Genomic DNA, 13,648 nt, shown 5'->3' on the forward strand with positions numbered 1-13,648 from the left:
GCGGGTATGGCCACCCCAGGCCCGGCGTACGGCCGGGTGGGGATCGTGACGAGGAGGACCGACGTGACGCGCTCGATCAGGGGTTCCCGGCGGGGGGCCGCCCTGCTGCTGGCCGGCACGGCAGCGGCGGCGAGCCTGCTGCTGTCCGGGTGTGGCGCAGGCCAGGTGGCCGAGACCGCCGCCAAGATCCCGTCGGTGCAGGGCGTCAACGTCCAGACCCCCGACAATTTCTACAAGGTGCGCGGCCTGTACGTGCAGTACCCGGGCGGCGAGGGCTACCAGGCCGGTGCCAACGCCCCGCTCAACGTCGTGCTCTACAACGACAGCGAGTCCCCGGTCACGGTGACCGTCACCACCGACAGCGCCCGGGAGATCCTGCTCTCCGGCGCGGCCCGGAGCGGCGGCCCGTCGGCCGCCCCGTCCGGCTCGCCCACCGAGCCGGCCTCCGCGTCGCCGACCGCCAGCGACCCGAGCGCCTCGCCGAGCCAGTCCCTGGGCACCTCCGAGTCGCCCTCGGCCAGCCCGTCGGCCTCGCCGAGCGAGTCGGCCCCGGCCGGCCAGCCGGCCCGGATCGAGATCCCGGCCAACGGCTACGTCGTGCTGAACGGCAACGGCGGGCAGTTCCTCCAGCTCGTCGGCCTGAACGACAAGCTGCGCTCCGGCCAGGGGGTCAACCTGACCTTCGACTTCGGCAACGGCAAGGTCATCAAGACCAGCGCCCCGGTCGGCGTCCCGCTGACCCCGGCCCCGGCCCCGTCGCAGGTGGTCCACCCCCGCGAGGAGGCGGGCGAGCAGGCCGGCGTCGAGGGTGGCGGCCACAGCTGATCGCCGACCCCGTTTCCGCGGACACCGCCGGTGTGGCCAGCGCCACGCCGGCGGTGTCGCCGTTTCCGGGTGGGCTTTCGTCGTACTGCCCGGTTAGCGTCCTGGGGTGAGCACCTCCCGATCGACCTCCGCCCGCGCTTCCGCCGCCACCGGCCGGAGCCGGGGCGCGACCCGCGAGCCGCGCCCGGCGTACGAGTGCGACGCCTGCGGCCACCAGCCGCCCAAGTGGGTCGGGCGCTGCCCGGAGTGCGGCGAGTGGGGCTCGGTGGTCGAGTGCACGCTGACCGGCCCGATGGTCTCCGGCCGGGTGGTCAGCTCGCGGATGCCCGCCGAGCCGGCCCGCCCGATCGCCACCATCAGCGCGGCCCCGGCCCGGGCCCGGCCCACCGGGGTCAGCGAGCTCGACCGGGTGCTCGGCGGCGGCCTGGTCCCCGGCGCGGTGGTGCTGCTCGCCGGCGAGCCGGGGGTCGGCAAGTCCACCCTGCTGCTCGACGTGGCCCAGCAGTGGGCGGCGGGCGCCGGCAGCGCCTCCCTGGTGGTCAGCGGCGAGGAGTCGGTCAGCCAGGTGCGGCTGCGCGCCGAGCGGATGGGCGCCCTGCACGAGCAGCTCTACCTGGCCGCCGAGAGCGACCTGTCGGCCGTGCTCGGCCACCTCGACGCGGTCAAGCCGGGGCTGCTGGTGCTCGACTCGGTGCAGACCATCTCCACCACCGGCACCGAGGGCGTGCCGGGCGGGGTGACCCAGGTCCGGGCGGTCACCGCGGCGCTGGTCGCGGTCGCCAAGGAGCGCGGCATCGCCACCGTGCTGGTCGGGCACGTGACCAAGGATGGCCAGGTCGCCGGTCCCCGGGTGCTCGAGCACCTGGTCGACGTGGTGCTGCACTTCGAGGGCGACAAGCACTCCTCGCTGCGGATGGTCCGGGGCGTGAAGAACCGGTTCGGCGCGGCCGACGAGGTGGGCTGCTTCGAGATGCACGAGGGGGGCATCAGCAGCCTCGCCGACCCGTCCGGGCTCTTCCTCACCCGCTACTCCGAGCCGGTGCCCGGCACCTGCGTGACGGTGGCCATGGAGGGGCGGCGGGCCCTGGTGACCGAAGTGCAGGCGCTGATCGGCGCCACGGTGGCCGGTTCGCCGCGGCGTACGGTCTCCGGGCTGGACGGGGCGCGGCTGGCCATGGTGCTGGCGGTGCTCCAGCGGCGCACCGAGCGGCTGACCCTCCACGACCGCGAGGTCTTCGCCGCCACGGTGGGCGGCATCCGGGTGGTCGAGCCGGCCGCCGACCTGGCCGTCGCGCTGGCGGTCGCCTCCGGCGGCCTCAACCTGGCCCTCAACCCGCACCTGGTGGCCATCGGCGAGGTCGGCCTCACCGGTGAGGTGCGCCGGGTCGGCGCGGTCCCCCGACGGTTGGCCGAGGCGGCCCGCCTCGGCTTCCGGCTGGCCCTGGTGCCGCCGGGCTGCGGCCCCGGCAGCAGCGGTGTGACCCCGGAGAACATGCGGGTGATCGAGGTCACCGACGTCCGCGCCGCCCTCCAGGCCGCCGCTCGCGCGTCAGTGGAGTGACGCACGGTGACCGCTCGGGCGGACCGGCTGGGCGATTTCGGACAGCCGGGCGGGGGGGTCGACGACCGGGGAGCTGGACATCGTGACACATCACAGTAACCACGAGAGCACCCACCGCACGGCAGTCCGTAGACTGTGCCCGTGCCGATCGACCGCGATGCCACCAAGCCCGCCGCGGCGACGCCGCACGCCCGCGCCGGCGTGGGCTCCCCCGCCCGTCCGATCAGCGTGAGCGTCTCCGGAAGCGTCGGCGGGGCCAGCGGCGACCCGCTGCGGGCCAACCTCGCCCTGATGGCGCCGGGCACCGCACTGCGCGACGGTCTCGAGCGCATCCTGCGGGGCCGTACCGGCGCGCTGATCGTCCTCGGCTACGACAAGGTGGTCGACTCGATCTGCACCGGCGGCTTCCCGATGGACGTGGAGTTCTCCGCCACCCGGGTTCGCGAGCTGTGCAAGATGGACGGCGCGGTGGTGCTGTCCAGCGACGGCACCCGGATCGTCCAGGCGGGCGTGCACCTGATGCCCGACCCGTCGATCCCCACCGAGGAGTCCGGCACCCGGCACCGCACCGCCGAGCGGGTGGCCCGGCAGACCGGCTACCCGGTCATCTCGGTGAGCCAGTCGATGCGGATCATCAGCCTCTACGTCAACGGACAGCGGCACGTGCTGGACGACTCGGCGGCGATCCTGTCCCGGGCCAACCAGGCCCTGGCCACCCTGGAGCGCTACAAGCTCCGGCTGGACGAGGTCTCCGGCACCCTCTCCGCGCTGGAGATCGAGGACCTGGTCACCGTCCGCGACGCGGTCTCCGTGGTGCAGCGGCTGGAGATGGTCCGCCGGATCGCGGACGAGATCGCCGGGTACGTGGTGGAGTTGGGCACCGACGGCCGGCTGCTCGCCCTCCAGCTCGACGAGCTGATGGCCGGCGTGGACGCCGACCGGACCCTGGTCATCCGGGACTACCTCCCGGTCGGCCGCAAGTCGCGCACTCTCGACGAGGCGCTGGTCGAGCTGGACCTGCTCAGCGCCACCGAGCTGATCGACCTGGTCGCGGTGGCCAAGGCGATCGGCTACCCGTCCGCCTCCGACGCCCTCGACGCGGCGGTCAGCCCGCGCGGCTTCCGCCTGCTGGCCAAGGTGCCCCGGCTGCCCACGGCCGTGGTGGACCGGCTGGTGGTGCACTTCGGCAGCCTCCAGCGGCTGCTCGGCGCGACCGTGGAGGACCTCCAGGCGGTCGAGGGGGTGGGCGACGCCCGCGCCCGGGGCGTCCGCGAGGGCCTGTCCCGGCTCGCCGAGGCGTCCATCCTGGAGCGCTACGTCTGACCCCGTCGCCGGCGGTCAGCCGACGATGGTGAGCTTCACCGGCTCGCTGAGCTTGGTGCCGACCCGGGCGAAGACCTGGTACGTGCCGGTCGGGGCGTACGGGCCGGCGGCCAGGCCGTTGGCGCAGCGGCTGGTGTCCCGGCCGTTCCAGCCCAGCTCGTAGGAGCGCTCGAAGTCCGGCGTGAACGACTGCACGTCCGAGCCCTTGCCGGTGCCGCAGGTGTCCGAGGACCAGATCTTCTCCGCCCCGGACTTCACGAAGAGCTCCTGGAGGTCGGCCCCGACGTCCCGGCTGCAGGTACGGTTCGACACGTTCTGGATCTTGAGGCGGAGAGTGACCACCGTGCCCTGCTGCGCGGTGGACGGCAGCGCCACCGCGGTCACCTTGATCTCCGAGTCGGCGCAGGTGCCGTCGTCGGCCACCGGCGCGGCCGGCGCGCCGCCGTTGTCGTTGGTCCCGGTGCCGCCCCCCGCCGGAGCGCTCTGGCCGCCGTCCGAGCCGCCTGAGTTCCCGCCGGAGTCGCCCGGCGTGGCGGACGGGCCGCCGGACCGCGGGGTCAGCACGGACCCGGTCGGGGCCGGGGCCGCCGTGGCGGACGGCGACGCTCCCGTGCCGGTCACCCGGGCATTCCGGTCCCCGCCGCTGCACGAGTAGAGCACGACAATCAGGAAGAGCAGCCCGGCTCCGAGTACGACGACGCGTCGCCGCCAGTACACGGCGGGAGGCAGAGGGCCGACCGTCAGACGCATGATGCGTTCACCGTAGCCGCGTATCACTGCGGTCGGGGGCGCGACGCGCCGGTACGCGCCCCGGACACCCCCCGAGCCTTCCACTGTGGACGGCTCCGTCACCGCGCGCGGCCGACGGATCACGGCCGGTCAGAGATAGACCTTGCGCTGATAGACGGCGTGCGCCCCGGCGACCCGGTCGAGGAAGAGCAGGCCTTCGCAGTGGTCGATCTCGTGCTGGAGCGCCCGCGCCTCGAACCCGTCGGTGACCAGCCGGACCGGCTCCCCGGTGCCGGGGAGCATGCCCTCCACCACCAGGCGACTGGCCCGCTTCACGTCGCCGGTCAGGTCGGGCACCGACATGCAGCCCTCCCGCCCGGCCTTCCAGCGGGTCGCCTCGACCACCCTGGCGTTGCAGAGCACGAAGACGCCGTGCACGGTCATCGCCTTCGGATGGCCGGTCACGTCCACGGCGAAGACCTGGGCACTCACCCCGACCTGCGGGGCAGCGAGGCCGACGCAGCCGGGCGAGACGCGCATGGTGGCGACCAGGTCGGCGGCGAGGCGTACCACCTCGTCGGATTTCGGATCCACCTCCGGCCCCGGCCGGCTGAGCACCGGGTCGGGGGCGGACACCACGGCCCGCACCTCACCCGCCGGGCCCAGCGCCTCCGGGGTCCAGCCACCCAGGCCCGCGTAGCCGGCCGTCACAGCAGATCCGTGTCCGCCGGCCGGAGGCTGACGCCCACGCCAAGCTCGGCAGCGGTACGGGCGAGCCGCCCGGCGACCTCGTCGGAGCTGCCCGGCGGCAGTTCCACCTCGGCGACCACCACGTAGAGCGAGCCGGTCAGCCGGGTGCTCAGATCGGTGACGTTGCCGCCGGCGTCGGCCAGTACCCGGGTCATCGCGGCCACGATGCCCATCCGGTCCGCGCCGTGCACCGCCATGACGTACGGCTCGCCGGCCGACTCGGTCTGCCCGTCGGGGGTGACCGCTCGTACGGTGGCCAGCAGCTGGCCGTCGGCGGCGAGCGGGGCCAGCGCGGCCTCGACGTCCACGGCGGCCGGGCCGACACAGATCAGGGTCATCGCGAAGTGTCCCCGCAACCGGGTCATCGTGGAGTCGGTGAGGTTCGCGCCGAGCCGCGCGAGGGCCTCGGCGACATCGGCCACGATGCCCGGCCGGTCCCGGCCGATGACGGTGATCGCGAGCTCGTTCATCCGGACATTCTGCCCCGTCGCCGCTGGTCGTCCGCAGGGCCCCGCCGGCCCGCCCATCCTCCGGGAAAGCCGCCCGTGACATCATCGGCGGCGCGATGACTGAGCCCACGTTCGCCACCCTGGTCAGCCGCTGGTACGAGCGGAACGCCCGCGACCTGCCGTGGCGCGAGCCGGGCGTCGGTGCCTGGGCGATCCTGGTCAGCGAGGTCATGCTCCAGCAGACGCCGGTGGTCCGGGTGCTACCCGCCTGGGAGGCGTGGCTGGCCCGCTGGCCCACCCCGGCCGCGCTCGCCGAGGACACCCCGGCCGAGGCGATCCGGATGTGGGGACGGCTCGGCTACCCCCGCCGGGCGGTCCGGCTGCGCGACTGTGCGGTGGCGATCGTGGAGCGGCACGGCGGTACGGTGCCCGACCGGCTGGACCAGTTGCTGGCGCTGCCGGGGGTCGGCACGTACACGGCCCGGGCGGTGGCCGCCTTCGCGTACGGGCAGCGGCACCCGGTGGTGGACACCAACGTCCGTCGGGTGGTCTGCCGGGCCGTCGCCGGCGAGCCGGACGCCGGGCCGGCCACCCGCCCCGCCGACCTGGTCGCCACCGAGGAACTGCTGCCGGCGGAGCCCGCCGCCGCGGCCCTGGCCAGTGCCGCCCTCATGGAACTCGGGGCGGTGGTCTGCACTGCCCGCGCGCCGCGCTGCGCGGTGTGCCCGGTCGAGTCGGTCTGCGCCTGGCGGGCCTCCGGCCAGGAGGCGCCGGCCGGTCCGACCCGCCGCCCTCAGCGGTACGCCGGCACCGACCGGCAGGTACGCGGCCTGCTGCTCGCGGTGCTGAGGGAGGCCACCGGTCCGGTGCCGCACCAGCGGCTGGACCAGGTCTGGCCCGACGACGTGCAGCGGGCCCGGGCGCTGGCCGGGCTGGTCACCGACGGCCTGGTCGAGCCGGCCGGCGAGGAGTCCTTCCGCCTGGTCGGCGACGGCCCTCCCGTCCCCCTCCCCCACCCCTGACCCAGCCGGCCCACGGCACCGGCGACCTTGCGGCATCCCGCAGCCCCCACCCGCACCACCTCGCCGATGTTGCGGCGTCCCGCCGCCCGCTACCCCGCCACCTCGCCGACCTGGAGTGGTTCAAGGCCGGCCCGGGTCGCGGACGGGGTGATCGACTCGGGTTGCGGCAGGTTGGGGTCTCCGGCGGCCGCGAAGGGGCGACCTGCCGCACGCCGTGAGAGCCCGGGGGGGTCGGCCGGGGTGGGGTGGGCACGCAAAAGGCGGCGGCCCCGACCGGCTTTCGCCGATCGGGGCCGCCGCCCTGTGTCAGATCTGCCCGACGCTTACGCCGCGTCGTCCGCGCCCGTGGCGGCGGTGCCGCCGAGGTCGGCCGGGACCGCGTCCGGCACGGCCACCGGCCGGTCGGCGCCCCGGAAGACGAGCTTGGACTTGTCGATGTTGCTCGGGTCGCCCTCGCAGTCCACCACCACGATCTGACCCGGGGTCAGCTCGTTGAAGAGGATCCGCTCGGACAGGTTGTCCTCGATGTCGCGCTGGATCGTGCGACGCAGCGGCCGCGCGCCCAGCACCGGGTCGAAGCCCTTCTTCGCCAGGTACTTCTTGGCGTTGTCGGTCAGCTCCAGACCCATGTCCTTGTTCCGCAGCTGGGTCTCGATCCGGGCGATCATGATGTCGACGATCGACAGGATCTCGTTCTCGCGCAGCTGGTGGAAGACGATGGTGTCGTCGATCCGGTTCAGGAACTCGGGCCGGAAGTGCTGCTTGAGCTCGTCGTTGACCTTCTGCTTCATCCGGTCGTAGTTGGACTCGGAGTCCTCAGAGGCCTGGAAGCCCAGCGACACCGCCTTGGCGACGTCCCGCGTACCGAGGTTGGTGGTCAGGATGATGACCGTGTTCTTGAAGTCCACGATCCGACCCTGGCCGTCGGTGAGCCGCCCGTCCTCCAGGATCTGGAGGAGCGTGTTGAACACGTCCGGGTGGGCCTTCTCGATCTCGTCGAAGAGGACCACCGAGAACGGCCGACGACGCACCTTCTCGGTCAGCTGCCCGCCCTCGTCGTAGCCGACGTAGCCGGGAGGGGCACCCACCAGCCGGGACACCGTGTACCGGTCGTGGAACTCGGACATGTCCAGCTGGATGAGGGCGTCCTCGCTGCCGAACAGGAACTCGGCGAGCGCCTTGGAGAGCTCGGTCTTACCCACACCGGACGGGCCGGCGAAGATGAACGAGCCGGACGGGCGCTTCGGGTCCTTCAGGCCGGCCCGGGTACGCCGGATCGCCTTCGAGACCGCCTTGACCGCGTCCTCCTGGCCGATGACGCGCTTGTGCAGCTCGTCCTCCATGCGCAGCAGGCGCGACGTCTCCTCCTCGGTCAGCTTGTAGACCGGGATGCCGGTCCAGTTGCCGAGCACCTCGGCGATCTGCTCGTCGTCGACCTCGCTGACGACGTCCAGGTCACCGGCCTTCCACTCCTTCTCACGCTGGGCCTTCTGGCCGAGGAGCTGCTTCTCCTTGTCGCGGAGCTGAGCGGCCCGCTCGAAGTCCTGCGCGTCGATCGCGGACTCCTTGTCGCGGCGGACCTGGGCGATCCGCTCGTCGAAGTCACGCAGGTCTGGCGGCGCGGTCATCCGGCGGATGCGCATCCGGGCACCGGCCTCGTCGATCAGGTCGATCGCCTTGTCCGGCAGGAAGCGGTCGGAGATGTACCGGTCGGCGAGCGTCGCCGCCGCCACCAGCGCGGCGTCGGTGATGCTCACCCGGTGGTGCGCCTCGTAACGGTCCCGCAGGCCCTTGAGGATCTCGATGGTGTGGGCCAGCGACGGCTCACCCACCTGGATCGGCTGGAAGCGGCGCTCGAGAGCGGCGTCCTTCTCCAGGTGCTTGCGGTACTCGTCGAGGGTGGTGGCGCCGATGGTCTGCAGCTCACCACGGGCCAGCATCGGCTTGAGGATGCTGGCGGCGTCGATCGCGCCCTCGGCGGCACCCGCACCCACCAGGGTGTGGATCTCGTCGATGAACAGGATGATGTCGCCCCGGGTGCGGATCTCCTTGAGCACCTTCTTGAGGCGCTCCTCGAAGTCACCGCGGTAGCGGGAACCGGCGACCAGCGCACCGAGGTCGAGCGTGTAGAGCTGCTTGTCCTTCAGCGTCTCGGGCACCTCGCCCTTGATGATCTTCTGGGACAGGCCCTCCACCACGGCGGTCTTACCGACGCCGGGCTCACCGATCAGGACGGGGTTGTTCTTGGTACGGCGGGAGAGCACCTGCATGACCCGCTCGATTTCCTTCTCGCGCCCGATGACCGGGTCGAGCTTGCCCTCGCGGGCGGCCTGGGTCAGGTTGCGGCCGAACTGGTCCAGCACCAGGCTGGTCGACGGCGCGGCCTCACCCGGCGCGGCGCCCGCCGCGGCCGGCTCCTTGCCCTGGTAGCCGGAGAGCAGCTGGATCACCTGCTGGCGAACCCGGTTGAGGTCCGCACCAAGCTTGACCAGCACCTGGGCGGCGACGCCCTCACCCTCACGGATCAGACCGAGCAGGATGTGCTCCGTGCCGATGTAGTTGTGGCCGAGCTGCAGCGCCTCGCGCAGCGACAGCTCCAGCACCTTCTTGGCCCGCGGCGTGAACGGGATGTGCCCGCTCGGCGCCTGCTGGCCCTGGCCGATGATCTCCTCGACCTGCTGACGGACGCCCTCGAGGGAGATGCCGAGGCTCTCCAGGGCCTTTGCCGCGACACCCTCACCCTCGTGGATCAGGCCCAGCAGGATGTGCTCCGTACCGATGTAGTTGTGGTTGAGCATCCGGGCCTCTTCCTGGGCCAGGACGACAACCCGTCGCGCTCGGTCGGTGAACCGCTCGAACATGCCCTCGTGCTCCTCACGTGCCGTGCGCCTTGATGGTCAAGATCTTGGCGGGGCCGGTGCGCGGACGTCCGGGACGGACGTCCGTGCCTCCTTACTCTATCGCCGCGGACCGACTCCGCTGAGGTCGTGTGTCCTCGCGAATGGCCGTTCACGCGTCGTTTCTGACAACCGTCCGCGCTCAGGAGGTGTTCCGGTACCCCTGCCTGTACGCGCAGAGCGAAATTCGACCGTCGGTGGAAAAGGCCGGTCGTGACCTCCCGGGCGACCCCGGACCCGGGCGGCTTCGACGCCGACCGCCGGTCATCCACACCCTGTGGATGGAATTTCCACTGCCTGTGGACAACTACCCCCGGCCCCGGTTTCTTCCCGGCCCCGAAGGGCCGTCCGGGACCCCCTCGGGTGCGGCACCCGGCAGGTCAGCGCGGACCGGACAGACGACGCGGCAGGGCGGAAACGGCGACGCCGGCCCGGAGTCACACTCCGGTCCGGCGTCGGTGTCGCCCCTGCGAGGTCGGTCAGTGGCCCGCCTTCGCGTGGTACTCGTCGACGATCTCCTGCGGGATCCGGCCCCGGTCGGAGATGTCCTTCCCGGCCTTCTTGGCCCAGGCCCGGATGGCCTTGTTCTGCTCGCGGTCGGCGGTCGCGCCGCCCCGACCACGCGCGGCCCGGCCGCCCACGACCACCCCGCCGCGACCGACCTTGGTCCCGTGCGCGATGTACTGAGCGAATACGTCGCGCAATTTTTCAGCGTTGGAAGCCGAGAGGTCGATCTCGTACTGCACACCGTCGAGCGCGAACTTGACGGTCTCGTCAGCGTCCCCGCCGTCCAGGTCATCGACCAGCTTGTGAATGATCTGCTTGGCCACGTCCCACATTCCTTTCGAGCAGGGTTGTGCTCCTGCAATACAGGAGCACAATAACCCGACCGATGCTTGCCGCGTCAATAGGTGGCGGTAACGACCCGGAGACGGTGTGGCACTACTCCGGCCGGACCAACGGGAACAGGATCGTTTCCCGAATTCCGAGGCCCGTCAGCGCCATCAGAAGACGGTCGATTCCCATTCCCATACCGCCGGCCGGCGGCATTCCGTACTCCATCGCCCGGAGAAAGTCCTCGTCCAGTCGCATGGCCTCGTCGTCGCCGCGGGCGGCGAGCTGCGCCTGGGCCACCAGCCGCTCCCGCTGCACCACCGGGTCGACCAGCTCGGAGTACGCGGTGCCCAGCTCGAAGCCGAGGACGTAGAGGTCCCACTTCTCGGCCAACCCCGGCTCGCTGCGGTGCGCCCGGGTCAGCGGGCTGGTCTCCTCCGGGTAGTCGCGCACGAAGGTGGGCGCCTGGAGCGACGGGACGACCAACTCCTCGAAGAGTTCCTCGGCCAGCTTGCCCGGGCCCCACTTCGGGTCGACGGAAAGCCCGACCTTGTCCGCGTACTCGACCAGGCGGGACTTTTCGGTGCGGACGGTGACCTCCTCGCCCAGCGCCTCGGAAAGGACACCGAAGAGCGTGACCGAGCGCCACTCGCCGCCGAGATCGAACTCGCGGCCGTCAGCGTGGGTGACGACGGTCGAGCCGGCGACCGCGATCGCCGCCTGCTGCACCAGATTTCGGGTCAGCTCGGCCATGGTGTTGTAGTCGCCGTACGCCTGGTAGGCCTCGAGCATCGCGAACTCGGGCGAGTGCGAAGAGTCGATGCCCTCATTACGGAAGTTGCGGTTGATCTCGAAGACCCGGTCCACGCCACCGACCACGGCCCGCTTCAGAAACAGTTCCGGCGCGATTCGCAGATACAGATCGGTGTTCAGCGCATTGCTGTGGGTCACGAATGGGCGGGCCGCCGCGCCGCCGTGCAGCAACTGGAGCATCGGGGTCTCGACCTCGAGGAAGTCCTGGTTGTGCAGGGTGTCGCGCAGGCTGCGCACCGCGGTCGCCCGGGTACGCACCATCTGCCGTGCCTGCGGGCGGACCACCAGGTCCACGTACCGCTGGCGGACCCGGGCCTCCTCGCTCAGCGGCTTGTGCGCCACGGGCAGTGGGCGGAGCGCCTTGGCGGTGACCGCCCACTCCTCGGCCAGCACCGACAGCTCGCCGCGCCGGCTGGTGATCACCTCACCGGTGACCCCCACGTGGTCGCCGAGGTCGACCAGGCGCTTCCAGTCGTCCAGCCGCTCCGCGCCGACCCGGTCGAGCGAGAGCATCGCCTGCAGCTCGGTGCCGTCCCCGTCCCGCAGGGTGGCGAAGCAGAGCTTGCCGGTGTTGCGGACGAAGATCACCCGACCGGTGACCGAGACCCGGTCGCCGGTGGCGGTGTCGGTGGGCAGGTCGGCGTACCGCTCGCGGATCGCCGCCAGGGTGGTGGTCCGGGGGAAACCGATCGGGTACGGCTCGACGCCCTCGGCGAGCATCCGGTCCCGCTTCTCCCGGCGGACCTTCATCTGCTCCGGAAGGTCGTCGGCGGGATCCACTGGCAGGGCGTTCTGCTCGGTCACGGCAGCTTCCTCAGGCTTGGTGAAAATATCGGCGGGTCAGCCCATGAGCGTACTCAAGGCCCCTGCCGGCCGTTACGGGATAACCTGCCGCCCATGACGGACCCCACTCACGCGCTCTCCTTCGGCGCGGCCGCCGCCGAGTACGACCGATTCCGCCCCCGCTATCCCGAGGAGGCGCTGCGCTGGGCGCTGGACGGGCTGACCGCCCCGGCCCGGGTGGTGGACCTGGGCGCGGGCACCGGCATCCTCAGCCGCGGCGTGCTCGGGCTCGGGCATGAGGTCGTACCCGTGGAACCGGATCCGGGGATGCGGGCGCAACTGGCGGTCGCCACCCCGGGCGCGACGGCGCTGGCCGGCAGCGCCGAGTCGGTGCCGCTGCCGGACGGGTCGGCGGACGCGGTGCTGGTCGGGCAGGCCTACCACTGGTTCGACAAGGAGCCGGCGCACGCGGAGATCGCCCGGGTGCTCCGGCCGGGCGGCACCTTCGCCCCGATCTGGAACACCCGCGACGAGCGGGTGGCCTGGGTGGCGGAGCTGACCCGGATCGCCCACCTCGGCGACAACGCCGGCAACGTGGTCGACAAGTACGGCGACTTCGGTCCCGCCTTCGCGCCGGTGGAGCTGGGCGAATTCGCCCACACGACCACACTCACCCCCGCCGAGGTGGTCGCCATGCTGCACACCCGCTCCTACTGGCTCACCGCGGGGCCAAGCGAGCAGGAACGGATCGACCAGGGGCTCCGGGACCTCTTCCACACCCATCCGGACCTGACCGGCCGGGAAACCGTGGACCTGCCCTACCGCACCCTGGTCCTCAAATCCCGGCGGCGCTGAAGCACCTCCCACAAAGATCACGTGTTGCGCTCGTAGACCATCCGCAGGCCGATCAACGTGATCATCGGCTCGTGATGGGTGATCGTCCGGCACTCGTGGAGCACCAGCGAGGCCAGCCCGCCGGTGGCGATCACCGCCTTCACCTCGCCCAACTCCTCGGTCATCCGCTCGACGATCCGGTCCACCTGGCCGGCGAAGCCGAAGTAGAGGCCGGCCTGGAGGCACTCCACGGTGTTCTTGCCGATCACCGACCGCGGCTTCGTCGCCTCCACCTTCCGCAGCTGGGCCGCGCGGGCGGCGAGCGCGTCGAAGGAGATCTCGATGCCCGGCGCGAACGCGCCGCCGAGGAACTCGCCCCGACCGCTGATCACGTCGAAGTTGGTGGTGGTGCCGAAGTCGACCACGATCGACGGCCCGCCGTAGAGGGTGTACGCGGCCAGGGTGTTCACCACCCGGTCCGCGCCCACCTCCTTCGGGTTGTCGATGGCGAGCTGCACCCCGGTGCGTACCCCGGGCTCGACGATCACGCTGGGCAGGTCCGCGTAGTAGCGGGACAGCATGGTGCGCAGTGAGCGCAGCGCGGCCGGCACCGTCGAGCAGGCGGCCACCCCGGTGATCTCCACGGCGTCACCGGCCAGCAGCCCCCGGAACATCAGACCCAGCTCGTCCGCCGTGGACCGGGCGTCGGTCTTGATTCGCCAGGAGTGCACCAGCTTGTCGCCGTCGAAGGTCGCCAGCACGGTGTTGGTGTTTCCGATGTCGATGCAGAGCAGCACGACCGCAGCCTAGACAACCCACCGCGGGGCG

General features: G+C 71.9%; 12 protein-coding genes. 5 read left to right on the top strand and 7 right to left on the bottom strand.

The window, feature by feature from the left end; all coding sequences use genetic code 11:
- Window positions 1-63: 63 nt before the first annotated feature.
- The 3 genes from ACZ6S5_RS11210 (at window position 64) to disA (ending at window position 3,709) form a co-directional block, all read left to right on the top strand.
- Window positions 64-825, top strand: coding sequence for a hypothetical protein (locus ACZ6S5_RS11210; RefSeq protein WP_465999859.1), 762 nt, complete (start codon window positions 64-66; stop codon window positions 823-825).
- 106 nt (window positions 826-931) lie between these two features.
- Entirely contained in the window at window positions 932-2,386 is a 1,455-nt protein-coding gene (gene radA / locus ACZ6S5_RS11215; RefSeq protein ID WP_465999860.1) for a DNA repair protein RadA, read from the top strand.
- Window positions 2,387-2,527: 141 nt separating this feature from the next.
- Window positions 2,528-3,709: a DNA integrity scanning diadenylate cyclase DisA gene (disA, locus tag ACZ6S5_RS11220; protein WP_465999861.1), complete on the top strand. Its 1,182-nt coding sequence runs from the start codon at window positions 2,528-2,530 to the stop codon at window positions 3,707-3,709.
- A 15-nt stretch (window positions 3,710-3,724) separates the two neighbouring features.
- Here disA and ACZ6S5_RS11225 read toward each other — a convergent pair whose 3' ends face one another.
- The 3 genes from ACZ6S5_RS11225 to ACZ6S5_RS11235 all read right to left on the bottom strand — a co-directional run bounded on the left by ACZ6S5_RS11225 (window position 3,725) and on the right by ACZ6S5_RS11235 (window position 5,658).
- On the bottom strand, window positions 3,725-4,459 hold the full coding sequence (locus ACZ6S5_RS11225; RefSeq protein WP_465999862.1) for a hypothetical protein: 735 nt from the start codon (window positions 4,457-4,459) through the stop codon (window positions 3,725-3,727).
- A 129-nt stretch (window positions 4,460-4,588) separates the two neighbouring features.
- Window positions 4,589-5,149: a peptide deformylase gene (locus ACZ6S5_RS11230; protein ID WP_465999863.1), complete on the bottom strand. Its 561-nt coding sequence runs from the start codon at window positions 5,147-5,149 to the stop codon at window positions 4,589-4,591.
- On the bottom strand, window positions 5,146-5,658 hold the full coding sequence (locus ACZ6S5_RS11235; protein WP_465999864.1) for a glycine cleavage system transcriptional repressor: 513 nt from the start codon (window positions 5,656-5,658) through the stop codon (window positions 5,146-5,148). The genes ACZ6S5_RS11230 and ACZ6S5_RS11235 overlap by 4 nt, the downstream gene beginning before the upstream one ends.
- 95 nt (window positions 5,659-5,753) lie before the next feature.
- Here ACZ6S5_RS11235 and ACZ6S5_RS11240 point away from each other — a divergent pair, with 95 nt between their 5' ends.
- Window positions 5,754-6,659, top strand: coding sequence for an HhH-GPD family protein (locus ACZ6S5_RS11240; protein ID WP_465999865.1), 906 nt, complete (start codon window positions 5,754-5,756; stop codon window positions 6,657-6,659).
- A 323-nt stretch (window positions 6,660-6,982) separates the two neighbouring features.
- Here the strand turns inward: ACZ6S5_RS11240 and ACZ6S5_RS11245 are convergent, their stop codons facing one another.
- From ACZ6S5_RS11245 to lysS, 3 genes are all read right to left on the bottom strand, one after another.
- Window positions 6,983-9,520 (bottom strand): ATP-dependent Clp protease ATP-binding subunit, encoded by a 2,538-nt coding sequence (locus ACZ6S5_RS11245; RefSeq protein ID WP_355636192.1) that lies wholly within the window; start codon window positions 9,518-9,520, stop codon window positions 6,983-6,985.
- A 515-nt stretch (window positions 9,521-10,035) separates the two neighbouring features.
- On the bottom strand, window positions 10,036-10,386 hold the full coding sequence (locus ACZ6S5_RS11250; RefSeq protein ID WP_091267630.1) for a histone-like nucleoid-structuring protein Lsr2: 351 nt from the start codon (window positions 10,384-10,386) through the stop codon (window positions 10,036-10,038).
- A gap of 112 nt (window positions 10,387-10,498) precedes the next feature.
- A complete protein-coding gene (gene lysS, locus ACZ6S5_RS11255; RefSeq protein ID WP_465999866.1) occupies window positions 10,499-12,007 on the bottom strand; it encodes a lysine--tRNA ligase in 1,509 nt (502 codons plus the stop codon).
- A gap of 93 nt (window positions 12,008-12,100) precedes the next feature.
- Here lysS and ACZ6S5_RS11260 point away from each other — a divergent pair, with 93 nt between their 5' ends.
- Window positions 12,101-12,841, top strand: a complete 741-nt coding sequence (locus ACZ6S5_RS11260; protein WP_465999867.1) for a class I SAM-dependent methyltransferase — start codon at window positions 12,101-12,103, stop codon at window positions 12,839-12,841.
- Between the two features lie 17 nt (window positions 12,842-12,858).
- Here the strand turns inward: ACZ6S5_RS11260 and ACZ6S5_RS11265 are convergent, their stop codons facing one another.
- Window positions 12,859-13,617: a type III pantothenate kinase gene (locus ACZ6S5_RS11265; RefSeq protein ID WP_465999868.1), complete on the bottom strand. Its 759-nt coding sequence runs from the start codon at window positions 13,615-13,617 to the stop codon at window positions 12,859-12,861.
- Window positions 13,618-13,648 lie beyond the last annotated feature (31 nt).

This window comes from Micromonospora sp. NPDC051924, from assembly GCF_055586005.1.